The sequence below is a fragment of the Streptomyces sp. GbtcB7 genome (assembly GCF_019091445.1).
Classification (GTDB): Bacteria; Actinomycetota; Actinomycetes; order Streptomycetales; family Streptomycetaceae; genus Streptomyces; species Streptomyces mirabilis.
The window spans coordinates 79200-103274 of sequence record NZ_JAGXJM010000030.1 but is presented as its reverse complement, the minus strand read 5'-3'; the positions used below and the strand labels follow the sequence as shown (position 1 = coordinate 103274).

General features: G+C 68.7%; 14 protein-coding genes and 3 pseudogenes. 4 read left to right on the top strand and 13 right to left on the bottom strand.

Features of this window, described 5'->3' with window-relative positions:
- Nucleotides 1-559: 559 nt before the first annotated feature.
- From KVT44_RS38905 to KVT44_RS38885, 5 genes are read right to left on the bottom strand one after another with little or no spacing between them, the layout of a single operon-like run.
- Complete coding sequence (locus KVT44_RS38905) at nucleotides 560-1279, bottom strand: type I-E CRISPR-associated protein Cas6/Cse3/CasE (RefSeq protein ID WP_308314220.1); 720 nt, start codon at nucleotides 1277-1279, stop codon at nucleotides 560-562.
- Entirely contained in the window at nucleotides 1276-2124 is an 849-nt protein-coding gene (gene cas5e, locus KVT44_RS38900; protein ID WP_217572337.1) for a type I-E CRISPR-associated protein Cas5/CasD, read from the bottom strand. Before cas5e ends, KVT44_RS38905 begins: the two co-directional genes overlap by 4 nt.
- Entirely contained in the window at nucleotides 2121-3467 is a 1347-nt protein-coding gene (locus tag KVT44_RS38895) for a type I-E CRISPR-associated protein Cas7/Cse4/CasC (RefSeq protein WP_217572335.1), read from the bottom strand. Before KVT44_RS38895 ends, cas5e begins: the two co-directional genes overlap by 4 nt.
- On the bottom strand, nucleotides 3464-4069 hold the full coding sequence (casB, locus tag KVT44_RS38890) for a type I-E CRISPR-associated protein Cse2/CasB (protein ID WP_217572333.1): 606 nt from the start codon (nucleotides 4067-4069) through the stop codon (nucleotides 3464-3466). Before casB ends, KVT44_RS38895 begins: the two co-directional genes overlap by 4 nt.
- Nucleotides 4066-5652 (bottom strand): type I-E CRISPR-associated protein Cse1/CasA, encoded by a 1587-nt coding sequence (locus tag KVT44_RS38885; RefSeq protein ID WP_217572332.1) that lies wholly within the window; start codon nucleotides 5650-5652, stop codon nucleotides 4066-4068. The genes casB and KVT44_RS38885 overlap by 4 nt, the downstream gene beginning before the upstream one ends.
- A gap of 25 nt (nucleotides 5653-5677) precedes the next feature.
- On the opposite strand from KVT44_RS38885, the gene KVT44_RS38880 reads away from it, so the two are divergent.
- Nucleotides 5678-6577 carry an HD domain-containing protein gene (locus KVT44_RS38880; protein ID WP_254650505.1) on the top strand — a complete coding sequence of 300 codons (900 nt, stop codon included), beginning with the start codon at nucleotides 5678-5680 and terminating at the stop codon, nucleotides 6575-6577.
- Nucleotides 6578-6726: 149 nt separating this feature from the next.
- Here the strand turns inward: KVT44_RS38880 and KVT44_RS38875 are convergent, their stop codons facing one another.
- From KVT44_RS38875 to KVT44_RS58735, 3 genes and pseudogenes are all read right to left on the bottom strand, one after another.
- Nucleotides 6727-11103, bottom strand: coding sequence for an AAA family ATPase (locus KVT44_RS38875; protein ID WP_217572331.1), 4377 nt, complete (start codon nucleotides 11101-11103; stop codon nucleotides 6727-6729).
- Nucleotides 11104-11138: 35 nt separating this feature from the next.
- Nucleotides 11139-12005 (bottom strand): hypothetical protein, encoded by an 867-nt coding sequence (locus KVT44_RS38870; protein WP_308314219.1) that lies wholly within the window; start codon nucleotides 12003-12005, stop codon nucleotides 11139-11141.
- Nucleotides 12006-15259: 3254 nt separating this feature from the next.
- A pseudogene (locus KVT44_RS58735) lies at nucleotides 15260-15406 on the bottom strand (NUDIX hydrolase); the annotation flags it as partial.
- A 170-nt stretch (nucleotides 15407-15576) separates the two neighbouring features.
- On the opposite strand from KVT44_RS58735, the gene KVT44_RS38865 reads away from it, so the two are divergent.
- From KVT44_RS38865 to KVT44_RS38855, 3 genes and pseudogenes are all read left to right on the top strand, one after another.
- On the top strand, nucleotides 15577-15798 hold the full coding sequence (locus tag KVT44_RS38865; RefSeq protein ID WP_217572330.1) for a hypothetical protein: 222 nt from the start codon (nucleotides 15577-15579) through the stop codon (nucleotides 15796-15798).
- 73 nt (nucleotides 15799-15871) lie between these two features.
- Nucleotides 15872-16711, top strand: a complete 840-nt coding sequence (locus KVT44_RS38860) for a hypothetical protein (RefSeq protein ID WP_254650504.1) — start codon at nucleotides 15872-15874, stop codon at nucleotides 16709-16711.
- 83 nt (nucleotides 16712-16794) lie between these two features.
- Nucleotides 16795-17442, top strand: a pseudogene (locus KVT44_RS38855) (DUF5655 domain-containing protein); the annotation flags it as partial.
- A 154-nt stretch (nucleotides 17443-17596) separates the two neighbouring features.
- On the opposite strand, the pseudogene KVT44_RS38850 reads toward KVT44_RS38855, so the two are convergent.
- The 5 genes and pseudogenes from KVT44_RS38850 to KVT44_RS38830 all read right to left on the bottom strand — a co-directional run bounded on the left by KVT44_RS38850 (nucleotide 17597) and on the right by KVT44_RS38830 (nucleotide 24073).
- A pseudogene (locus tag KVT44_RS38850) lies at nucleotides 17597-19021 on the bottom strand (DUF317 domain-containing protein).
- Nucleotides 19022-19087: 66 nt separating this feature from the next.
- Nucleotides 19088-20206 carry a DnaB-like helicase N-terminal domain-containing protein gene (locus KVT44_RS38845; protein ID WP_217572328.1) on the bottom strand — a complete coding sequence of 373 codons (1119 nt, stop codon included), beginning with the start codon at nucleotides 20204-20206 and terminating at the stop codon, nucleotides 19088-19090.
- Nucleotides 20206-21477 (bottom strand): DNA cytosine methyltransferase, encoded by a 1272-nt coding sequence (locus KVT44_RS38840; protein ID WP_217572327.1) that lies wholly within the window; start codon nucleotides 21475-21477, stop codon nucleotides 20206-20208. The genes KVT44_RS38845 and KVT44_RS38840 overlap by 1 nt, the downstream gene beginning before the upstream one ends.
- Entirely contained in the window at nucleotides 21474-23264 is a 1791-nt protein-coding gene (locus tag KVT44_RS38835) for a type IV secretory system conjugative DNA transfer family protein (protein WP_217572325.1), read from the bottom strand. The genes KVT44_RS38840 and KVT44_RS38835 overlap by 4 nt, the downstream gene beginning before the upstream one ends.
- Before the next feature lie 32 nt (nucleotides 23265-23296).
- Complete coding sequence (locus KVT44_RS38830) at nucleotides 23297-24073, bottom strand: DUF317 domain-containing protein (protein ID WP_217572323.1); 777 nt, start codon at nucleotides 24071-24073, stop codon at nucleotides 23297-23299.
- Nucleotides 24074-24075 lie beyond the last annotated feature (2 nt).

Below are 24075 nucleotides of genomic sequence, written 5' to 3'. Positions count from 1 at the left end.
AGGCCAAGGTCTGCAAGTCCGTGGCGAACTGCTGGGGGCCATCCCCGCGCGTGCGGGGGCAGATCGTCATGGCCCCGTGGGGGACTTCCATGTCGGGACCATCCCCGCGCGCGGGGAGCAGCGGGCTATCACTGCGCGGACGGATTCCTCCATGGGACCATCCTCGCGCGCGGGCAGCAGTGAGCCTTTCTCAGCTCACCGCAGAGTGTGACGGGACCATCCCCGCGCGGGGAGCAGCGAAACGTCGGCCGGGAGCTCATCCGCGAAGCGGGACCATCCCCCCGCGCATGCAGGGAGCAGGTACATCTTCCTGCGGTCGCACTGGAGTTGGAACCATCCCCACGCGTGCGGGGAGCAGTGCTTGGTCTCGTCCTGCACCTGCTCGACGGCGGGACCATCCCCGCGCGTGCGGGGAACAGATCTTGCCTTCACCGGCCGCAGTTTTGAGCCCGGGGCCATCCCCGCGCGTGCAGGGGTTCGGGAGCATGCGTATATACCGCAGGGGACGGTGACCAGCGAGAAGATCGGCAAGACGTAGGCTCGCCCCGACCCAGGGTGCTCATCGGGTCAGCAGCAGTCCGCAGCCGTACGCCCGCCCGTGGCCGATGCCCTGGGTCATCGCGTCAACCAGGGCGGCGGGGTCGGTCACCGTGAGTGCGCCTCGGATTTCGGCGCGGACTATGCGCAGTCCTGTGTGGGGGCCGGGACTTGTGACGGTGGGCAGCATTCGGACGGCCAGGGTCTCCTCATCGGCGGTGGCGCCGACACGGGTCACGCCATCAGGCCCCTTGCACGGCTCGCCGGGAGGCTGGAGACGGCGTACGAACCAGTTCTTGACGTGGTCGGGGCGAGTATGCGCGGTGCGTCGGCCGCGGGGGCGGTCCGGACCCGGCGTCCCGGATGGACGATTGTGAGTGGGGTTGACGACTGTGCGGAAGGTCATGGAATCGCCAGCGCGGAAGGTGCGGTCGACGGTGATCACGTGCGGTTTGTCGGTGAGCGCGCCGCGGGGCATACCCGCCCAGTCCCCTGGCACCCTGGACTGCACGACCAGGACGAGCGCGCCGGCCTTCAGGTCTACGGACCAGGTCGATAGCACTCCCATCTGGGCGCGGGCATCAGGGTCGCCGTCGGCGACCCAGCCACGAAAGCCGCTCATGACCGTGCGGTGCATGTCCTGGGCGTCGACGAGGGACTTGGCGGTGTACGGGTGTCGCGCGTCCATGGTCAGGATGCTGTGTGTGGCGACGAAGCGGGCTGCAGCGGGGGGCGTGGTCACGGGATAATGTCCCATTCAGTGGCGTTCTCAGCGATGGTGACGCGGGTCCGTGTCTCCCATCGGGTTGTGTGTGCGCGACGGTCCGCGTCGAACGTGACGGGCTGGTCCTGTACGGGGGCTGCTGCTGGGGCGCCCGGTGCCGCTTCGATCCAGGCCCAGGGCCGGGGCGACGGCCGTGCCCCGACGCTCTGCGTTGGCAACAGTGCGGTGGACTGGAAGACGTCTTCGACGGTCCCGTTGTTCAGGGGTCCGGCCAGCGTTCCGGACGGTGGGCATGACTTGCGCCCCAGCCACAGCAGTCGCTGGGGGCTCTCAAGCGCCGCAGCGACCGTCTCGAGGAAGGCTCGGTCCGGGTGTTGCAAGGCGACGACGAACGCGGCATCGGCCAGATACCAGCGTTCGGTCACGAGCGCGCCCCGGGAGAGCTGTTTCGAGACCAGGGCGCCCGAATCCGGTTCGGTGACAATGTATTTCGGCGCTCCGTACCAGTCGGCGAGCTCGTGATGCCCGAACGCGGTGCCCTCGGTGTTTGCCATGCCAACGGCTAGCGCGGCCGCCCTGCGGTGGTCGGTGATGATGTCACGTGGGCGGACAGGGTATCTCCCGGCCCCGACGACGTGGTAGTCACGCACCGGGGTCCCGGGGTGGTCGGCGCGGACTCCGAAGCGGACTGCGGCGAGTTCGCCGAGTTCCTCGGCCCGGTCGTGTCCGAGGGCAGCGGCGCACAGACCGATCACCCCGGACTTCGTGGGACGGCTGTGGGTGTCACGTCGGGAGAACCTGGAGACCGTCCCCCACGACTGCAGCGGGGCGGCGAGCCTTATAAGCAGGACGTGTGCGGTCACGCCGTGAGCTCCTCGGCGGATTCCACGTCTTTGACTCCCAGTTCCTGGAGGATGGCATGGATGGTGGGTTCGTAGGTAAGGACGCGGCCTGCCGTGATGTCGTCGCGCCGCCGGCAGACGAAGTCGTGGTGGGCGAGGAGTCGGCGTACGGCGAGCTCTCCTGCAGGGCCCCCGTCGGCGACCTCATCGATAGGCCTTTGGAAAGCGGCGGCGTAGTTGAACGGGCGGCCTCCGTCGAAGGCGAGGACCAGGGCGGGCAGCGCCCCGGTCGAGGCGGTCGAGTTCTTCTTGGCTTGCGGGAAGGCGTTGACGAAGGCGCTGACGAACTCTGCCTCGGCGGCGACGGCGGCGGACTCGGCGTCCGGTTCGGGCATGCCCGCTGCACGCAGGTTCTGCCGCAGTTTGAGTCGGTCGAGGACGGCGTGCCGGTAGAAGGTGCCGGAGATGAGGGACTGGTATCCGGTCATGCCGGCTCCGGAGTCGTCGGCTGCGTCGAGGAAGTCGAGGGCGTTGCTCTTGCGGGTGAGTTTGGCGTCGTCTGCAGCGGCGTAGAAGTCGTCCGTGTGCTCGGCCTCGTGGACGGTAAAGGCGTGGCCGCTCTGAATCGCTCCATCGACGTTCGGTGAGTCCGCGATCTCGGCGAGGAAGCGGCCATAGAGCGCGATGTCGATTGCGTCGCGAGGCGCCAGCGCGGTCAGGACCGCGTCCCGTGTCGCCTTCCGCAAGGACGGCAGCTTGGCGGCGTCGGTCTCTGTTGCCGTGTCCGCATCTTCGATGCTCGCCTCAGGCTCCTCCTGGGGACTGCTCTTGCGCCGTCCCTTCGCCTTCTTTCCGGCCGCGGCTGCTTCGGCAAGGGGGATATAATGTTCTGCCCACGCGCCGATCATTTCCTGTTCGGCGTTGATGTGGTCAGCGATGCGGTCGCCCGCGTCCGCCGGTGCGAAGAGCAGCACCTTGGTCAGGTTGGCGACGGTGGGCTTGGCCGGGTCGCCGAATTTGAGGCCGATGGCCTGCAGAACGGCGCGTGCCGTCGGCAGGGCCCGTTCCTTGGGCCAGCCGTGCCTGGATTCCAAGGCGCGGGCGGTCACCAGCGCCCATTCTCGGGTACGGACGCCCATGGTGTGTCCGGCAAGCGGCCCCTTCTGGGTGTTTGCCCGGTCCCGCGAGTACACCCTCTCGGCGCGTCGGCGCGCCTGGCTGGTGATCATGTGGCGTTCCACGCCGCCGTAGACGATGGACTTGGGGGCACCGTTCTCGTCCCGGACGGGGAGGACCGCGACGAGCGTCTCCAGCAGGTGGAGGGAGAGGAACTGGTGCCCGGTCAGGGCAACGTGGGTGCTCACGTCAGCGTGTCCTTCGTTCTGGTTGTCGTGGTGGTCCTGTTGTTCCTGGCGGTGGTTCTCTGTGGCGGTGCGTGGAAGTCCACAGCCCATCGGTAACGAATGCGGGCCTGACGGTCGGTCCAGCGGGCGAGGTCGTCTGCGAGCCGTGACCAGGAGGGCGGCGGCTCGCCACATGAGCGCACTCGCGTAATGGCGTGCTGAAGGTGTCGCAGGGGAGGTCGACGGCTGGCGACGATGCGGTCCATCAGCCGACTGGCGCCGGCGTCGTCGGGCCCGCGCCCGAGGTTGGTGCCGATCCGGCGGGCGGCGGCCCCGAGACTTCCGTAGCCCCTCGACGGCTCGACGGCTCCCCGGTGGTAGATGGCGAACAGAAAGGCGACCTGCTCGAACACCTCGCGGCGTCCCGGGTCGAACCAGCCCGCTTCGATGTGGGCGTTTTGGCTGATGCTTGGCCGGCGCAGCTCGGCGAGTTTGCCGTAGTTGCGGCTGTTCACCAGGCCGAGGAGCCACTGCGTGAGCTGTTCGCTGCGCGCGAGCTCGCGCAATTCGGTGCCGTCAGCGGCTGTGTTCCGGTTCGCGATGCCTGATACGTCGGCGATCACTTTCGGTCCCCCTTCAGTTCGTCAGGGGCTTTGGGCCCGGTGAGATCGCTCTCGAGGCGGCGAACCGCCTGCGCTTGTGCCTGGTAGCCGCGAGAGTTGGCGGGCAGCGAGTCGAGCCGGTTGCGCAGGAAACGCCCTGCGGCTTCCGCGAGCACGGCCGCGTACCCGACGAGCGCCGCGTCGACCTGGCCGTCGTCCTCGGCCGCCGCCGTGTCGTCCAGCAGCACGTGGAAGGGCTCCGTGGTGTGGGCCCAGTGCTCCGGCTGCGCGTCGAATCGGGCGATCTGGCTGCTCTTGTCTGCGGGTTTCGGGTTGGGGTACGTCACGGTCCAGGCGACGTATGCCGCTCTGGATAGACAGGAGGCCACGTACTCGGCGATGAGGGATCCGCGCTCGGCCACATACCGCAGCTCACGCTCCCGGCCCGGCACGAAGGGGAACGTGTCCGACACCCAGGTGACGACTGTGGTCTGCTTGGCGATCAGTCCGACGGTCCAGAGGTTGAGCCGACGGCCACGGAGCCTGGCGAGGCGGTCGTAGAGGTCGGGTCCGTGGTCCCGTTCCGCGACAGCGGCGTACAGGGCATGCGCCTCGCGCCACAGGGCCCGGGAGGCCGAGGGCCGCAGCGGCTTTGCCGTACCGTTCGCCGCGTTCTCGTAAACGGCGTCCTGCATGTGGTGAGCGGCCAGTGGTTCGAGGAGCTCACCGGCCGCCAACAGGATGCGGTCGACGGCAGGCTGCCCGTCCTCGGTGACGGCCGGCCGCATGAGGATCGAGCGTCCGAGGACGGTGTGCAGGTCGGCCGGTCCGTCCACCCGCCGCCCCGACGGCTTGGCCAGGAATCCCCGGCGGGGCTGGGGGGCCACCGTCCAGGTGCGGTTGAAGCGGCCGGGGACTCCGTCGGCCGGCATCAGGTTGAGCCTCAGGGTGTCACCGAGCGTCTCTCCCACCGCGATGACGCGAATCCGTGTGCCGAGGCGTCCGGCGGCCAAGTTGGTGAGCGTCGGGCCAAGGGTCTCCTTGCCGGAGATCCGAGCGCGGCCGCCGGGTCCGTAGGCGTGCTGGGTGAGCATCGCCCGGAAGGCGACATCTGCGGGCAGCGGAGCCGGGTGCTCGAGGTGGTGATGGTCGAAGAACTGGTTGTAGTCCCCGGCGTGCTCGATCACGAGCTGGGCGGGCCCCGCTCCGTGTTCGTCGAGGTAGGGAGCGAGGAGAGCGTTCTGCCCCAGTGGCTCCACAGGATGGAAGAGGTTCCAGTGCTCGTCGGGGCGGCTGTCCAGCCAGTCGGCGGCGTCGGTCAGCGGGCTGCCGCTGTATACCTGGTCGAGCCAGTCGTCGACCGTCGCCGGACAGGTCCGGGAGGCGTAGCAGACAGCGAGGAGGTACTCCAGTAGTGCGACGGTCTCGCCTGCGGTCGTTCCCGAGATGCCGAGCAGCTCGTCCGCGTACCGCAGAGCATCGACCAGGGTGACTGAGGTGCCTTGTCCGGCGGTTGTCAGTGCCGGGACGCATGCTTGTCGTCGCGGGTCCCAGCGGGGACATAACTCCGCGGACAGAGAGGGCTGTATTTCGGACAATGGCACCGGATCCGTACTCCAGTTTCCACAGTTGTCTGATGAGATGCGGCAGGACCGTAGCACGCCGGATGAGGGCAATGTGAGTGAATCAGAAGAACTCAACAGCATTGCGCATAAATGGTGTTGGGGCACGATCGATCTCTCCGACAGACTCGTGTGGAATCCGCTCATTGCTGAGATGGCCACCGCTGGTTCCGTGATGCTCGAACTGTGGGAGCGGGTGTTGAGCCCGCGGCAACAGGCAGACCTCACGAGCGGTTTTGCGGCTGAGGATGAGCAAAGTGCCCGCGTGGCGGCTGCTTTCCTGGCAGGGGTGAGCCGCCTCGGTCACGCCAGCCCGGCGCACATGGTTGCGTTCGGTGTGGGGCAGCAGTCCTCCCCCGCACTCGATGGGGCACGCGCGACGTGGCGGGAGCAGGCGTTGCGAGCCGGGCTTCCGTTGCCGCAAGCCGGGGATCGGGTCCGTCACGCGGATCCGGAGCACATTACAGCGGCGGTGCTGCCACGGCTGACGGGTTGCGGCTGTGCGGGGTACGTCGACGGTGAGCGGTGCCGCGATCGGGACCATCAAGGCCTATATGTGGCTGCCTATGGGCTCAACCGGCACGGCGCTGACGTCCTGCACGCCGACACTGTCGCCAAGGCCTACCGGGCGACCGGCGGGCCCGCCTGGGATGCGGTCCGGGCCACGTTGGTGAACGTCGTTGCCCACCACGTTGGCATCGACGTACGGAGGCTTCCGCGCCTGATCCGGCCAACGGATCCCGCACGTCTGACGGCGTTCGGCCGCCTGGTGTCTCAGAGCAACGGGCTTTCCCGCGGGGACGTCTTTCGCGGCTTCGCGTCGCCTCACGACACCTGGGAGGCGAGGTCCCTTCGAGCGCGGCTGCACGCCCGGGAAGCGGTCTCACGTATGCGCGTGGCCGGGTGACAGACACGATCCCCGCTCTGCGGGGCTGATGTGATGCCTCTTCAGTCGCCACAGGGGCCATCTCCGCGGTGCGAAGCAGATGAACCCGTCCGTGCCGAAAGCCGATCGTAGTGGGCCTGAGCGGCGTGTGACTAGCGGCGTCTGCCCGGCTACACGGGCTGCCCCTCGGGGTGTGGCAGGCGTAGCGTCACTGCGGCGATCCCGGCCGGGCCACCGAAGGCGATCAAGGGATGTGGGTAAGCCGGGATCCTGCGGGGCGGCAAGACGCTGATGGATGTCAAGGACGTGGCGGTGACCAGTCGCAGCACCTCTTGTCCTGTGCAGGAGTCCCACAGTCGCACCGTCGTGTCCCTGAGTCCGGTGCTCACGATGAGGGGGCGAGAAGCGGGTGGCTGCACGATGCCGAGGGCGGATACGGCTCCGTCGTGCCGGGTCGGCATCGTGAACGGCTCTTTCTCCGGCGCATCCGGCTCCCACAGGCGTACTGTGCCGTCGGCTCCTCCAATTGCCAGGAGCCACTGGCCCTCTTCGTCTCCCGGGCAGACGGCCAGGCACTCCACGGGGCCGATGTGGCCCGGCCACTCGTCGTGCGGTTCGTGAAACGGGCGACACAGCAGTACGCCTTGATCAGAGGCGACAGCGAGAACATCGCCCGACGACAGGGGTAGGCGCGCCAGCGCGCGGACGGGTCGGCCGGTGCTCCTGTGAGCGTGAAGCCACCCCAGCACTTCGCCGGTCGCCAGGTCGCAGTACGCAACCGCCCCGCGGCTTGTTCCTATGGCCAGGACGGTTTGTGCACCATCGACGAAGGTGGTGAACGCGGTCGCATGGTCCCCTTCCGAGGTCCAGGCGTCCATCAGCCACCAGTCGCCGCTCCAGCAGCCAACTGTCCCGTCTGGCAGTCCGACAACGACCGTCACAGAGCCGTCCGACGCTTTATGCGTGGTGAGGGCTGTCACCGGGCCGTCGATTCCTGTGTGGGGCAGGGCGATCGATCTCGTGACCTCTCCCGTGTCGGCCAACCTCATGACCAGGTTCCGGTCGGGGCCGACCGAGACCAGCTCGGCGGGACCGAGGCTGCCTGGCAGCACTGCGAGCAGCGTTCCGTCGGCAGACCGGGAGGGTCCCACCGCGCGACGGGTCCACACCTCGGGGTTCCAGACACGGACAGTCTGGTCGAGCGAACCGGAGACCAGGATGGGGGCTCCGTCGAGACCGGGTACAACCGCCATACCTGTTACGGCGCTTGTGTGGTCGGTGGGGAACCGGCAGGTCTCTTCGCCTGTTTCGGGATTCCACAGCTGTACGGCGCCGTCATCAGTGCCGACCGCGAGCAGAGAACCGGAGCCTGGCTGAGGGTAGGGCGTCAGCACGGTTGCGGACTGCCTGATCGTGCAGTGCCGGCGTTCGGCACCGGTCAGGGTGTCCCAGAATCTGACCGTTCCCGAGGCGTGCGTGGCCAAGGCCAGCACGGGACTGCCGTTCCGCCCATCGAGCAGGGCAAGTGCGGATACCTGCTCCCTCGGAACCGGCACGGTGCACACCGGGTCGAGAGAGGTGCCGTCGAGGATTTCGACGGCGTCTGCTCTGTGAACGGCCAGGAGTGTGCGGTCATCGGGGAGGGCCAGGGCGGCGAGTGTGTTAACCGGACTCACCGGGGCGTCTCCATCCGCTGCATCGTCGGTCAGAATGATCCTGGTGAGCGGATCGCATAGGACAAGGCCCTCGGACGTACCGATCGCCAGCCGGACCGCCCCGTCCCGGCCGCTGAAGGACACCATGTCGTGAACGGGCCTGGTGACCGGCAGTTGCGCGGTATGGCCGCTCAGCGGGTCGCACGTCCACGCGCCGTTGTCGCAGCCGACGGCCAGCAGGGGCTCTCCCTGCGGACCGGACACGACAGCCAGCGCACGCGCGAAGGGGCCGTGCCCAGGGACCGGTGGGCCGACCGGAGTCACGGTGGACGGATCCCATACCCGTACGGTGCCGTCGGTGCCGCCCGCGGCAATCAGCGGTGTCCCGTCCCGCAAGGCGAAGGACACGAGGGAGCAGACATCCGCGCCTTCCCGTGCCAGGACGTTGCCCGGAACCTTGAGGTCCTTCCACCTCGGCACGAAATGCCCGACGGCCGGGCTGCTGGTGTCGCGGGTGTCCAAAGGAACAGCGGCCTCGGGCTCCCATAGGGAGAAGCGCAGGCTTTCCGCACGCGCGAGGGGTGGCGCGTCGGCGAGGAAGGGCTCGATCCGCGTCCACGCCAAGAGGCGCGTCATGCCCTCGGCGTGCTCCGACAGAAGTCCGAGCGCACCCCGCACGTTGCCGCTCGTCTCGTAGGGCAGGAACTTTTCGGTGACGATCCTGTCGTTCAGCACACCTCCGGCTGCTGCGTGCTGGATCAGGTGGCGGCACAGATACGGGTGCGGCGGTTCGTCCCTCGGTTCCTGCAGTGCGCTGAAAGCGACAGCCAGTTGCTGGTGGGCCTCCCTGGTGGCCGCCATCGATTCCTCAGGTGTGCTGGGCGTCGCCGTGTCACCGAGAAGGGCGCGGAAGTTGCCCCGCAGCACTTCGCTGATGCGCTCGTGAATCGGCCGGTAGACGTACCTGTCGTCCTCCACTCCGGTCGTCAGGTAACCCTTGAGCCGGCTCTCCTGTACCTGCCGGACCACCGTCTGGGGAGCGGCGGTGGCACTTCCTGCCAGCGTTTGCACCGCGCATGGCCACACGTCGGCCCACGGGAGGCCGCTCCCTTGCGCGAGTGCTGTGGCTCGCAAGGCCTGAACGAGGTGCTCGGCTGCCAGGCCGGTGTCGCGTTGTGTCGCGTCGAGGTCCTGCCGCAGGAGCTCCTGTGTCCCCTGCCGCAGGGTGCGCCGCCACTCCGGGTCGTCCGGGTCAGGCAGCCGCCGCCCCAGTGCGTGAAGCGCTGCGGCGGCGAGGCGGGCGTCGAGGAACGACGGTGCCACCTCCTCGGCCACCGCGGCAGCGAGCTCGTCCAGCCTGCAGGGGTCCGGACGTTCTGACGAGTCGGAACCGTCGAACAGGGCCCTGAGCAGCGTGCTCACGTACGCCGCGATGTCATCCGCGGTGCCGGTGTCCGTCCGCAGGGGCTCGTCCGCGTCCGTGGAACGGACCAGGAGGTCTAGCAGATCCGATGTCCGGTCCTGTGAGGGGCGGAGTCGGCCAACTGTGGCTGCCTGCGCACTGCGGATGCCCAGAAGCATCCGGACGGCGGGCTGTCCGTCGTCCGTCCACTGGTCGGCCAGTTGGCGGATGAGGTTGGTGACAATCCATCGGGGGTTCCTCGCCTCGTCGATGCCGTCGATGACGATCGTGAGAGGCCGGCCCTCCTGGCGGACGGTGGCCAGCACGTGGTCCAGAAGCTGATCGAGTGGGCTGATCCCTCTGGCACCGGTGGGCGGCTTGTCCGCGATCGCTGTGTACAGTGCCGCGGCCAGCCCATCAACGTCCGTGTTCCGGGCGAGCACCGCAGCATCGACGACTCCCTCCGGCACGAGGAGATCGGGCGGTATCGCCTTGATGAACGGCCGGTACCTCTCGTCGGACCGGAACGTCGGATCGCTGAGTGTGACGGCCCGAGCGAGCAGTGCGGACTTGCCCGACCCTGCTTCCCCTGTGACGACGAGTGTGCCGCTCCGCCCCTCAAGGAAGTCGGTCATGCGCCGTGCATGGCTGGTCCGGCCGGTGAAGTACCAGCCAAGATCATCGTGAGAAGGCCGACCGGAAGCGCGGGAAAGCCAGTACGAGTCGAGGTCGGGCCGGAGCTCGTAGCCGGGGTTGGGGAGGCAGGGGCTGGGCTGCTCGTGGTCGCTGCGACTCGGCAGGCCATGTTCCGGCCAGAGGAACTGGACTTCGGGTGCGACCCCCGGTTCGTACAAGGCCGTCATCGACGCGAAAAGTTCTTCAAAGCTTAGGTGAGAGCGTGCGAACCCAGACTCTGGAGACTTGAAGTGAGCGAAAACTGCTTCAAGAAAGCGCGTGAACTGTTCCGGATGTGGGGTCCCCGTCTCGTTGGCAGACGAGATGACAACGAGCGAGTTCAGCTTCCGCCGTGTGTCGTTCAGCGCTTGAACGCGCTTCAGCAGATCCCTGCGGAGGACACCGGAGAAGCAGGAATCAACCATGACCAGGACATGGTCGGCATCGGAATCCAGCACCCTCGTGATCAGGTCGGCGGTCTGAAACGCCGTCGCCGGAAGACGGTGCTCGCGGGACTTCGGCAGCAGCAGGAAATGATCATCTGACGGCCGACCGACTCCGTGGCCAGTGATGTAGACGACAAGGGCGTGATCGTGGGCAGCGTCCTCCGGCCTCTGCTCATCCAGGAATGCGCGGAGATCGTAAACGCTGTGGAGTTTCTCGGGTGCAGCAATGGTGAAGCTGCGCTCCGTGCCGAGACCCTCATCGGCCCACCACCCCCTCACGGCAGCGACCTGTGCGGCGATGCCCTTTCTGAAGACGGCGTCTCTGGCAGCGTCGTCGGTGTCGTACTCCGAGACAGCAATCTCGACCAACCGTCGTTGCTTCGTCTTCGGAGCCGTGCCCTGATTCACCGCCAGTCGTCCGCAATCACGCGCGCGACCGGAGTGGTCCGCAGGTAGCGGAGTGCGCTGTGCGGGTCACCGATGCCGTTGTTGACTTCCGCATCGGTGACCTCCGGCGAGAGAGTGCTGAGCCCCGTGCCTCCGGAGATGAAGTCTCCGGGGTCGAAGACGTTGACCCATGCGATGCCGCCGGGCAGCTTCAAAGGCTCTCCGTCGGCGATGTTCAGCCCACGCCGCACCGAGGGGATGGTCAAAGGGGACCCGCACGTCACGAGCGTGTGCACGGCAGCTGTCCGGTCCGGCGCGATCTCGCCCCGGCGCAGCAGGTCGTAAGCGATCACGCTGCCCAGTGAATGCCCGATGACGACGGAGGTATCCGCACCGAAAGCCTCGGCAACCAAGGCCCGAACCTGCGCGGCGAGGTCGGGCTCGTACAGGTAGAACCGCACCTCACGCATCGTGCTCACGAAGAGCTTGCCCCCGCCTCGGGGGAAGCGGCGGTCGTACGCCATCACCAGCCGCGTCAAGCGCGCAGGCCAAAGCTGCGGCAAACCAAGCGTCTGCAACCCCAGCTCCTGGACACGGGCCAGGTCTTCCTGACGGACGACTTCCTCCAGCGCCGTGGCTACGAAGTCGGCTTCCTCCTCGTTCAAAGGCACCGAGGCGTCGAAGAGATCCTCCTCTGGGCCCAGATGGTTCGCTCCTCGTGCCAGGAGCCCCGTCCAGTGCGGCAGTTCCAACGCGCCAGCAGGTAGGTCCGGCATGTCCAGCTCGCCAAGACCGCCATTGAGAGCTCGGGACCAGTCGTCCGTCAGCTGCGCTTTCGACGTCCTGGTATGCCGAATGCCGTGTACCCCAACTATGCCCGTCACGTTCCTGCTTCCCCCACCTGCATGCCGTTCAGTCAGACAACGAGACTAGTGCGGCTCCGTGTTCTGACGAGCGGAATCCGACTTCTTGGGCGCCGACTGCTCCACGGCTCCTTGCTGCGCCACCAAGCAGCATTCGGATGAATTGTTAGCGTGTACCTGGTACACCTGCGGCGATGCATCCCCGCGGGTGCGGGGAGCAGCACGCGTGACCGAGGCCGATCAGGTGGGTGTCGGGAACATCCCCGCGGGTGCGGGGAGCAGAACGCGCTCGGCCACCTGGACGCGAACGCGCTGGGAACATCCCCGCGGGTGCGGGGAGCAGGCGTTGGCCATGCCCCCGGGACCGGTCGCTCGGGGAACATCCCCGCGTGTACGGGGAGCAAGTGAGGATCCCCCCAAGGACGTCGAAGAAGTCGCGAACATCCCCGCGGGTGCGGGTAGACAGGGCATCCGGTCCTCCACCGACACCCAGTCCGGAGGAACGTCCCCGCGGGTGCGGGGAGCAGGCCGGAATGGACACGATCGGCCCGGTGCCCGGGGGAACATCCCCGCAGCTGCGGGGAGCCGGGCAGGTCGAACACTCCGGCGAGCGTGGTGGGTGGAACATCCCCGCGGGTGCGGGGAGCGGCGAGGATCAGAACCTAGACCCCGCGCGATTCGTGGGAACATCCCCGCGGGTGCGGGGAGCAGTGCCGGAGGCGCCGCTGCATCGAGGCGCGGATGGGAACATCCCTGCGGGTGCGGGGAGCAGCCATCGACAGCAGCTTTGGCGGAGGGCGCCCAGGGAACATCCCCGCGCGTGCGGGGAGCAGTCGAGCTGGTGGAGGGAGCCGAACGGCCACCAGGGAACATCCCCGCGGGCGCGGGGAGCAGGCCGTGGCCTTCCGTGATGACCACAACGAGCCGGGAACATCCCCGCGGGTGCGGGGAGCAGTACCTGCGCGCGAGCACGGTCACCACCGGCGGGGGAACATCCCCGCGGGTGTGGGGAGCAGGCGGTCGGGTTTTGGGTAGCGGTCTTTGCTCTGGGAACATCCCCGCGGGTGCGGGGAGCAGCCACCGACGGCTCCGGTGGTGGCGGCTCCGAGGGGAACATCCCCGCGGGTGCGAGGAGCAGATCATCGACCAGGCGATCGATATCGCCAAGCAGGGAACATCCCCGCGGGTGCGGGGAGCAGGACAAAGCAGCTTCCAGCGCGGGCCAGGGCAAGGGAACATCCCCGCGGGTGCGGGGAGCAGACCGGTCCGAACGCGCGCCTGATGCTGCATCAGGGAACATCCCCGTGGGTGCGGGGAGCAGTCGGGCATGCTGGCACTGACCCCGGAGGGCTGGGGAACATCCCCCGCGGGTGCGGGAAGCAGCGCGAAAGCGAGTTCGGCGCCGAGGTCCGCATGGGAACATCCCCGCGGGTGCGGAGAGCAGCGCACCTCGTGCAGCGTGGCGAGACTCCTCGGGGGAACATCCCCGCGGGTGCGGGGAGCAGTGGTCGGGATCGGCAGCATCTACACCGCCAACGGGAACATCCCCGCGGGTGCGGGGAGCAGTCCACCGGTCCCGGCGGAAGCCAGTCCGGCAGGGGAACATCCCCGCGGGTGCGGGGAGCAGGCGACGGTCCCACCCGCCCCGATGATCGCGGCGGGAACATCCCCGCGCCTGCGGGGAGCAGCCGTGCCCGACAAGGTCAACGGACAAGTTCCAGGGAACATCCCCGCGCCTGCGGGGAGCAGCTGAGCTTGGACGGGATGAAGCGGACCGTGCGGGGAACATCCCCGCGCCTGCGGGGAGCAGGGGAAGTGCGCTGGGGGGAAGTGACCACCGCAGGGAACATCCCCGCAGGTGCGGGGAGCAGCGAACTCGTGGCGCGCGACCTGGTCGCGGGGGAGGGAACATCCCCGCGGGTGCGGGGAGCCAGACGGCCACGTCCTCCGCAGCGACGAGAGCGCCGGGACCATCCCCGCGGGTGCGGGGAGCAGGCCGGAATGGACACGATCGGCCCGGTGCCTGGGGGAACATCCCCGCAGCTGCGGGGAGCCGGGAAGGTCGAACACTCCGGCGAGCGTGGTGGGTGGAACATCCCCGCGGGTGCGGGGAGCAGGTGATGACGTTCGTCAGCGTCAGGCCCGGCACGGGAACATCCCCGCGGGTGCGGGGAGCAGGCTGTCTGACCTGCTGGTCTGGGGCTAGGACTGCACGGTTTCGCGTACTTTCACCGATCTCAGCAAAGGGTGCATTTCGTGCTTATCTCTTTCTGGGGTGGGTGCCGATAGCGAATCGGTCACCTTATGGCTTGAGTGTGCCTGTCGGGGGCTGGATAGCTCTATCGGCTGCAGATCAAGTTTGTTTCCTCGGTTTGGCCTGCTGGGTTTTAGTTTGCGTGTAGGCATCTTGCATGACCAGTGGAGGTGTTGTCGGTTGTGGGTGTTGTCGCGGCTTCAGGTGTCGGCGCGGTCGCAGACCCGCGGGCGGAAACGGCGCCCCCTCCATCCCGGTGCCGGCCGATCCCCCGCCGGAGGCATTGCCTTGACCGTGGCCCGCATCATGCGGTGGTCGACACAACCGGGAAGATGGCAGACCCGCGCAGCCCAGCGGCCCATGCGCCGGCGCTCACTCCGGCGACTGGGTGCGTCCGGATCGGCGCGGACAACCCGATTCCACGGCATCGCTCATCGCACTGCGCGCTCACCGCGCGCCGCCGCCAATAGGATCTAATGGGCAGGCACACGCGGAGTAGACGAATACTGATCATCACTGGTCGAAACTCCGTCGTGGACTCGAATGCCCCTCAACCTTGGATGGTTGTGCATGACCTCTGCCTCCCCTCATCTCGATCCTGCCCTGCCCTGCCCTGCCCTGCCCTGCCCGCACAGGACACGGCAGGCTCGCGACCTGCGCCGCAGCACAGCGATCTTTTTCTCCAGCCGCGCTACACCGTCGACCTGCCGCCGCTGGATGAGGAGGAAGACACCTTCTCCCCGCCCTCGCCCCGGCCCGCACAAAAGCGGCGCGGAGCCACCCGAGGTCGTTGACCGCGGACAGTCCCGTGCGCGAAGCCTCGGTGCTATCCACGAACGAGGTGGTCAAGTCGGTACCGTGCCAGCTCCGCAACCGGCCCGCTCCAGCGAGGACCTGGCAGCGCCATCCGTCCCTCTCCAGACCTCGGCCTATCTCGTGAGACGGGCCGTGTGCGATCCAGCGAAGGCGCTCAGGCTCGCGTCGGCCTCGCCGAGGTGGACCAGCGCTGAGTGCCGCCAAGGATGAAGCGGTGCCGCCACATCGTCAAGACCTCTTGGCGGGTCATTGACCCCGTCGGCGACGTCCAGGTGTCGGAGGCGAACGACGTGGGTGCGTCGGGCTGCTGGACGTCGACCGGACACAGATTCACCCACTTGTTGGTGTGGATCTGTCGCTCACCGTGGGTCTTTCACTCCGTACCTGCGGCGCCTCTCGATCGGTCTCCAGGCGCCCCGCCGAGCTCCCAGCGGCCTCAAACGGCGCAAAGTCTCCATCGGGGCATGCGGCCGCGCGTTCGGCACCCCCTGCATCCACGAACACGCCTGCGTTCGCTGTCCGATGCTCTGGCCCGACGCTGCCCAGCGTGACCGTCTCGTCGAGATCCGCGACAACCTCCTCGCCCGCATCGCCGAGGCCGAACGCGAAGGATGGCTCGGTGAGATGGAAGGGCTGCGGGTCAGCCTTGCCGGAGCAGAGGAAAAGCTCACCCAACTCGAAAGGCGCCCATCCCGCGTCGTCGTTGACCTCGGCATTCCCGTCAGCAGGACGCCATCCTCATGACGGCCGTCCGAGGCCCGGACAGCTTGGTGCCGCCATGCGGCAAGATACGAGCGAGGACATAGAGGGGGGTCTCATGGACGGCAAACTCTGCGATGGCTGGGTTCACTCGCTCAATGCTCAGACACTCTGTTTCACGGGCAAAGTGCTCATCGATGGGGAATGGACAGTCCGAAAGGACTGCGAGGAGATAGCCCAACAGCTCGGTGCAAGCTGGAAGACGGACTTCTCCCGCAAGATCACAGTCTTCGTACACGGCGATCTCGCCAGCCAGGCCGTGACCGACCCGCACCGCGAGTACAGCAAGAAGCTCGTGCGCGCGGCATGGGAACGCGACCGGGGATACCACGTATGCGTCGTGGACGGGGATGGCTTCGCTGACCTGATCGGCGGACATCCCGCGCGCTGCCGAGAGCTGCAACGGGCGCAGGGCATCGACGATCACGTCCTTGTCCTTCCTCAGACTGGAGACGGGATCTTGGGCGGCCCGCTTCAGCAACACAGAGTCGGCCGCCACGAGCCTGGTGCACTGGCGCTCGACCTTGCCCACCTCGACAAGGGCACGGAAGCGCACGAGTCGACTATCGCGGAACTCATCGAACACCTGGGACGCCAGCACATCGAACTCCGCGGACACGCTCGCAATGCTCCCCGCTTCGATGCGGGCTGGTCACGCGGCAACGATGTCTTCATCGCCGAGGTCAAGAGTTTGACTGGCGCAAGTGAAGACCAGCAGATTCGACTGGGGATCGGGCAAGTCCTCGACTATGCCCATCAACTTCAACTGGCGAGGACATGTGGTCGAGTGCGTCCCGTCCTGGTGCTGGAGAAACAGCCGACCGCCTCCAGATGGACCTCACTCGCGGAGGCCAGCGGGATCCTACTCACATGGGCCCCCGACTTCGCCGGGTGCTGAAGCCTCGTATCACCCTTCCACGGAAGGGTGATACGGCGGAGAGCAGCTGCTCACGCGGAGCCGCATCGCACAAGTTCAGAGAAGGCGTCATCAACCAGGGCCTGTTCTACCTGGGATGGCTGATGGACCATCGCGCCGAGTTCGAGCAGCTGGTCCGCGACTGGCTCGGGGTGACGGCCGCGTCCCAGGTCCTGTGGAGCGGACCGCGCCTGATCTGTATCACCGGCGACTTCACGCGCTACGACGTGCATGCCGTTCGCGAGCACAGGCGGTCGATCGACCTGGTCCGCTACCGACTCTTCGGCAGCGACCTGCTCGGCCTTGAGACCGTGGCGTCCGTGAGCGGCGGCATGCAGGTAGCACGTCGGCCGCGCCGCCAGGCGGTTGCCCGGGCGGCGGCCGACGTCCAGGGCGCGTCGATGGTGGAGCTGGCGAACGCTGTCGATGAGGTACTACTCGGGCTCGGGGACGGTGTGAACCGCGTCGAGCGCAAGACCTACCGGGCCTATCAGCGGCTGCGGAACTTCGCCTGTCTCTGCCCGCCGCAGCGCAGCAAGCTGCTGGTCTACCTGAAGGTCGATCCGCAGGACGTCGACCTCGTTCCGGGTTTCACCCGTGACGTGTCCGGTCTCGGTCACCACGGGACGGGTGATCTGGAGGTGCAGCTGCGTACGCCGCGAGACGTGGAGCGGGCGCAGGATCTGTTCCGCGCCAGCTACGCGGCGGCGTGATCGTCTGCCGGCCTATGGCTGCTCTGTGGCCGTGGGGTGGCCCCTTTCGACGTGCGAGTAGGGCGTGGCGGTGGACTACCAATGATGTGCGGGATCGCCGGTTGGGCTAACCGGCGATCCCGCGCTATGTTGCCCCGCTCTTGCGTGCTGACGATCAGCGCGTACGGCTGGCAGCGGGGGTGGCCGCGACCGCGGGGGTGACCGGCGGGCTGGTGACGAGGCTCGTTCTGCGTTCGGGGGTTCCGGTCTGTGGGTGGCGAGTGCCGGTTTTGTGGGCGAGGGCCTCGGAGAGATCGGCCAGCAGCGAACTCGGGGTGTGCGGGGACGCGGTGACGGCCCAGGTGGGCCGGTCAGGGCCGGGACCGGCCCAGACGGTCCAGGTGGCCAGGTTCTGGCTCGGGTGCTGGGCGGTGAAGGCGTCGAACTGGACGCCCGCGTCCCCGGTGGGGGACGTCCAGCGGATCCATCGCCCGTCCACGGTGTGCTTCCACCCGGCGTCGGAGAGGGGCTGCGTGGCCACGGTGACCATCTTCTCGTCCACCGGGGCGCTGATGGCCGCGTCCCAGCCGTCGCCGTCGCCGTCGCCGTCGGCGAGGTGGTTCAGCAGCTCCTCCAACATCGGGTCGGGGATGGCGCCGGTCGCGGTGAGGACCCACATGCGGTCGGAAACGGGTGTCTCGTAGGCGGCCACGGTCCACGCTGTTTCGTGAGCGGGCGTTTCGTGGACGCGCTCGATGCGCAGGGTCTGGGACTCGTGGATGGCGTGGGTCGTCTCGTCCGACCAAGTCCGCCACTTCTCCCATTCGCTGTGGGAGTCGAGGAGCGCGTCGTGGTCGCCGGCATCGGCCAGGTAGGCCGGGACGGTCTCCGGCTCCGCACGGGCCGGTTCGGCCTTGGCTGCGGTGAGCGAGAGCGGGGCGCGGGCCTCGGCAGCGGCGCGTTCGTTGTCGGTCAGGGGTGCCGGGCCGGGGCGCATCTCGGCGCCGTGGACCTTCTCGAAGGCGAGCAGGGCCCCAGCGGGTCCCCTGGACGTCGGCCGCCGCCCGGGCAACCGCCTGGCGGCGCGGGTGAGTCGAAGGTGTCGGTGACCTGGCGCAGGTGGTCCTCGCCGTGGAGGTAGACGGACTTGCCGTTGCGGTGGAGGTAGGTGCCGACCGCGACGGTGGTAGTGGCCGTCGTGGGCGTGGGCGTGGGCGTGGATGAGGAGCTGGCCGTGGCGGATGTCGTCGTGGACCTTCTGCGCCTGATTGGAGACGTCGCGGATTTCGCTGCGGGTGCACCACGACATCGGATAGTTCGCCCAGGTCCATTCCTCGTCCATGGCCTCCTGGAGCCGAGGGGTGATCTCCACGGTGATGTCGTCGGCGGACAGGTGTTTGGCTGCGCCCTTGGCCCAGAAGGGCTCTTCATGGTCGATGCGGACCAGGACCAGGACGTTGTCGGCGACGACGGTCCAGTCGGCTGCCTCCAGACTCAGGTGGGCAACGTGGGCCTGGGTGCCGGTCAGGACAGCAGTCACGGCGCTTGGATGGGCGGGGTGGGTGTCGAGGCGAACGTGGGCGTCGATGGTGGGAGTCACGTTGGGGTGTCGTCTCTTCTGCCGGTGGCCGGGCCTTCGGGTCCGGCCACCGGCGTGTGCGGGGTGCTATCGGGTTGCTCGCGCGGCGCGGCCGGTGTACGCGGCCGTCGTTGTTGGCGGGCCGGCACGGGTGGTGGGCGCCGGTCGCGGTTGCGGCGTCGGGACCGTTCCGGTGGCGTGCTGCCAGCGGGTGCGGACGGCGCCGATGTCGGCGAGGGAGCGGCGGGCACCGACGACGAGCTGGAACGGGGTGTTCGCCGTGTCGCCGGCGTACGCCTCGATGCGCCGGCCGGTGCGACCGGCGGTGGCCAGGAGGGAGCGCTGCAGTGCGCGCTCGCTCCAGTGCTCCACGGAACCGGCCGGTTCGGCCAGCAGGTGGAGCACCTCGCCCGGTTCGCTCCCGTCGTCGAGCAGGCCGCGCTGTTGGGCCTCCCACAGGACGGTGACGGGGTCGACGGGCTCGCGGCGGCGCGCCAGGGCGGTCAGGCACTGCCACAGGCCGACGTGCAAGGGCAGGGTGAGGTCGTCGGGTAGTAGCCACCGGACGGACTCGATGTCGGCGGGGTTGGCGGTGGCGGTCGCGAGCAGCATCTGCTCCTCCTCGACCGCCTCCGTGTAGTCGGGCGCGACGGGCGGCGATGGTGCCGCGGTGCGGGGCAGCACGCCTGCGCGCGGCGGGAAGCGGGCTGCGATGTCGTCCACGACCGCGGCGAGCGCGTCGGCCTCGGCGAGCACCGCCTGGACGGGGTGCGGGAGGGAGACATCGTGGACGGTCTGGACGAGGCGTTCGGCGGCCGTCTGCAGACGGCGGCGGGCATGTTCGGCCTCGACCATCCGCGCGTAGGCAGGCGCGTGGCGGGGCCAGGGGCAGACCTGGACGAGGGTGTGCAGGTACGAGGCGGTCAGCCCGCGAGCCTGCTCGAGTCCCGTGGCGAGCACGCGGTCGAGCCACTTGGTGTTCTTTGCGTGCTCGGCAGGGTCGGGCAGTGGCAGGGTGGTGATCGCGGCGTACAGGGCAGCGTGCGCGGCGGTGGAGAACGAGTCGGCGGCGATGCCGCTCACGTCGTCCAGGCGGTACGGGTCGAGGAGGAGGGCCCCGAGCAGGGCCTGCTCGACGTGGAACACCGGCTGGGGCGGGGCGATGGCGTCGAGGTCGTCTTCGTCGGGTTCGGGGGCGTGGGGCATCAGGCGGCGAGGGTGAAGTCGTCGGAGTCGAGGGTGCCGCCGAGGTGTGGGGCGAGGAGGTGGCCGGCGAGCAGCGGGGGCACGGCGTTGCCTATCTGGGAGAACTGCTGGCCCTTGTTGCCGGCCCAGGGATAGTCGGCGGGGAAGGTCTGCAGGATGCCCGCCTCGCGGGCGGTGATCCGGATCGGCTCGGGAACCGCTGGCGCGTCGACATCCATGGCCGGCGGTGAGGCGGGCTCGGCGATCCAAGTGCACTCATTCGCGCGGTGCCCGAAGAACAGCGTGCCAGTCGGCTCGGACAGTGGACGGACAGTGGCGTTGGCCTGGTTGTTGCTGCGCAGGGACCAGGACCAGCGGTGCGCCTCGGCGGTGAACGTCGGCGCCGGAGCGTCGGCGGCTCGGTTCTCGCGTGTGCCGTGCCGAGCCGCCCATCCGGCGCCTTCGCGGCGGGACTGCAGGACCACTCCGTCCGGCCGGGGCATCCAGGTGCCGCGATCCCGGGCGTCGGACAGCGTCTTGCGGGAGCCCGACGGGAACGGTTCGGGTCCGCCGCCGGGGCCACCGCCCGCGCAGACGGTGGGGACGGGCCGGTCGGTCGCGCCCCATCCCAGGGCCTCGGCCATGCTGACCCAGCGGGCGCGGCCCGGACCGAACAGCGAGTCCGGCTCGGCGAGTTGTGAGTGCGTGGGGGTAGGCGGCTGCGCAATACGGACGCGGGAGGCCAGGAGTATCGCCCGCTTCCTGGTCTGCGGGACGCCGAAGTCGGCCGCGTTGAGGATCCCGTACCAGACGGAGAACCCCCACTCGCGCAGGACGGCCGCGTACTGCTTCCACAAGGGCAGGACGTGCGGCACTTCCTCCATGGCGACCCAGTCGGGCTCGCCGACCGTGTTCAGGGCGTACAGATAGCGCATCGGCTCGGCAGCGAGCAGGGAGCGCTCGTCGCGGCACGCGGCGAGGAGGCGTTCGCGGGTGTCGCGTCCGGCGGCCAGGTCCTCGACCGCCGCGTGCACCAGCGGCTGGTCGAGCAGGCCGAGGCGTTTGCCGGCCATGCTCCACGCCTGGCACGGAGGGGAAGCGATCATTCCGCGGGTGCGGCCGATGAAGGGCCAGGTCGGATACATTGCCACGTCGGTGCGGATGGTCAACTGCCCAGCCGCGGCCCGGGTCTTGCACGCCCACTCGTCCCATTCCAGCCCGACGTCGCGCACGCCGAGGACGTGCAGCGCCCTGCTCCAGCCGCCCGGCCCCGCGAAGAGGTCGAGTATCACGTGGCCAGCCCGAAGTCGGACTGTGTCGGCGCGTGCTTCGCGACGGCGCGGGCGGTGATCGCCTGCGACGCGCGGGCGGACGCCGCGGATAGCTCCTCCGCGCCGGGCTCCCGGTACCACGGCCGGAGGTCGAGCATGGCGGCGCGCATGCCGGTGGCGAAGCAAAGCGCAGTGCCCTTGGGCAGGGCGCGGATCGCGTCGGGGGGCAGGATCCGCTCCTGCCGCATCGACACCGATGTGCTCTTGCCGGACTCTGAGTGCGAGGTGGACGTGGTCTCCACGTCGTGGTCGCCGATCAGGCGGCTGAGCTTGTCGGCGAAGTCGGGGTCGTCGATGCCGCTGCCGATCACCTTGACGGTCGAGGCGGACCACATGGCGTCCATGCCCGCGTCTCCCCAGACCTTCTGGCCCTGGCGGTAGGACTGCAGGATCGTGATCGGGATGATCCCGCGGCTGCCGAGGTGGGAGTACAGGTCTGGCAAGTCGCTGATTTTGCACACGTTGGCGGCCTCGTCGAGGATCGCCAGCATGGGCGGATCCAGGCGCCCGCCGGCACGTTCGGCCTGGGCGGTCGCGGCCCGCATCACCGAGTCTGCGCACGCGGCGATCAGCGCCGAGGCTCCGCCGCCGCCGTCCTTGCTGAGCAGGAACAGCGTGTCGGTGGACGTGACGAACTGCTCCGGCCGGAATTCCGGGACGTCCTTCTGCGGGGTCACCCACGCGGCGATTTCCGCGTTTAGGAGTGCGGAGGCGTACTGCCGGGCTGTCTCGTAGATGCCGTCCCTCGTTTCCGGGGGGCCCTCGACGGTGCCCTTGAGCTGAGTGGCGACGGCGGCGAAGTCGTGGTCGCGCAGGATGTCCAGCGGCGTGCGGTCGGCGGGGAAGGCGAGCCACTGCATGATGTCGGTGATGGGTCGCTCGTCGAGCGCCGCGGCCAGGAGCAGCTGGGACAAGATGTTGCTGCCGGCCTTCGACCAGAAGTCGCCCTGCTGGGAGGCGTCTACCGAGGCTGCGAGGAAGTGTCCGGCCAGCCGGTTCGCCCCGTCCAAGGTGGTCGCGCTGGCGAGAGGGTTCCACCACATCTCGCGGGCGGCATGCGCGATCTGCTGTGGATCCATGGTCCACACCGCCCCCGCCCGGGCCCTTGCCTCGTAGGCGGTGGTGAAGGCGTCGCCGGCGGCCTTGTTCGACGTCAGCAGGACCGGGCCGGGTGCGCCGAGCATGGACGGGATGGCGAGCGAGGTGGTCTTGCCGGACCGGGGCGCCATGATCGCGACGGTGACGTCCTCGAACCCCATCCGTACCTCGTGGCGGCTGCCCTGCAGGTTGCCGAGAAGGATGCCGGTGTCCTTCGCGTCGATGTGCTTGCTGTCCTTCAGGCTGGGGCGCAGGGAGCGGGCTTTGTCGGTGATCGCCTTGGCCATCAGCGGCTCGATGTCCCGGGCCTTGGCCATGTCGGTGATCTTCTTCCGGCCGCCTCTTCGGTTCTTGTGCTGGGCGCACAGGACGCCCGCCCCCACCCCGAGGGCGAGGAGCAAGAGAACGGGGACGATGCGGGCACCGATCAGAAGGGACGTTTCTCCTGTGGCGGGCCAGACCTGCTCGGGGTGGAGCAGGGCGTTGGTCGGCTGGTAGGGGGCCCAGCTGGCTCCGGTGAGGTAGGCGGTGATGTTGCCGGACAGCCAGGCCAGGTGGGACAGGGGGACGACGACGGCGAGCACGCCGATCAGGAGGCGCAGGACGAGGTCGTATCCGTCGGTGTTGCTGCTGGAGGAGGAAGGGGGCAAGGGCTACGTGCTTCCGGGCGGGGAGGTGAGGGTCAGCGGCTGCGGCCGTGCCTGGGCGGCGCCTGCCGCGAGGGGATCGGGACCGGCGGCGTGGGGGTGTGCCGGGCAGCGAGGGAGTGGACGCGGTCTTCCAGCGCGTCGGCGACGCACACGGCGAGCACGTCGGTGGTCTTGCGGGTGACGACGTCCTGGTCGAGGGTCGGCAGACTGCGCCGGCTGTCGGTGCGGTGCACGGGCTTCGGGTCGGCGAGCGCGGCGGTGAACGCGGCGACGAGGTGTGGCGGGGTGTGGGCGCCGAAGCGGGCCTGCCAGACCTTCTGGTGCATGGCGAGGGTGACGGTGACGAACCAGGCTCCCGGATCAGCCGGTGTTCCCAGCCGCTCGACGTACGCAGTCTTGTCGGGGGAAGCGAGGCCGTTACCGGCGTACGGTGACCAGCCGGCCTGCCGGAGCGCTCCGTACGGGTCGCACGGCGCGTCAGTCGCTGGGGCCGGATCGGTGAGGGCGTCGCTGACTGCGGCGATCAGCTCGACCGCGGTGCGGGCGCCGAAGCTCGCGTACCAGGCGGGCCGGTTCGGCTCTGCGGCGTGGTGCAGGCTCCACCACTGGTCATCGGGGTCGGGCTCCAGGCGCAGGAGGGCCTTCTGATCGGGGCTGGAAAGCAGGACGCGCGGCATCAGGGGGTCGTCGCCGTGACTCCATCCGCAGGCGCGGTGGAGGGGGACGGTGATCCAGGCGGGATCGCCCCCGCCGGCGAGGTGGCGCGGGGTGATGAAGTCGACCTCGACGGTCTCGGGAGTCGGCGGCATGG

What these genes read in the sequence shown, in the direction of transcription:
- KVT44_RS38845 (WP_217572328.1), bottom strand. Translation starts at nt 20,206, where the DNA reads ATGCCCCACGCCCCCGAACCCGACGAAGACGACCTCGACGCCATCGCC.
- KVT44_RS38830 (WP_217572323.1), bottom strand. Translation starts at nt 24,073, where the DNA reads ATGCCGCCGACTCCCGAGACCGTCGAGGTCGACTTCATCACCCCGCGC.
- KVT44_RS38865 (WP_217572330.1), top strand. Translation starts at nt 15,577, where the DNA reads ATGCTCTGGCCCGACGCTGCCCAGCGTGACCGTCTCGTCGAGATCCGC.
- KVT44_RS38860 (WP_254650504.1), top strand. Translation starts at nt 15,872, where the DNA reads ATGGACGGCAAACTCTGCGATGGCTGGGTTCACTCGCTCAATGCTCAG.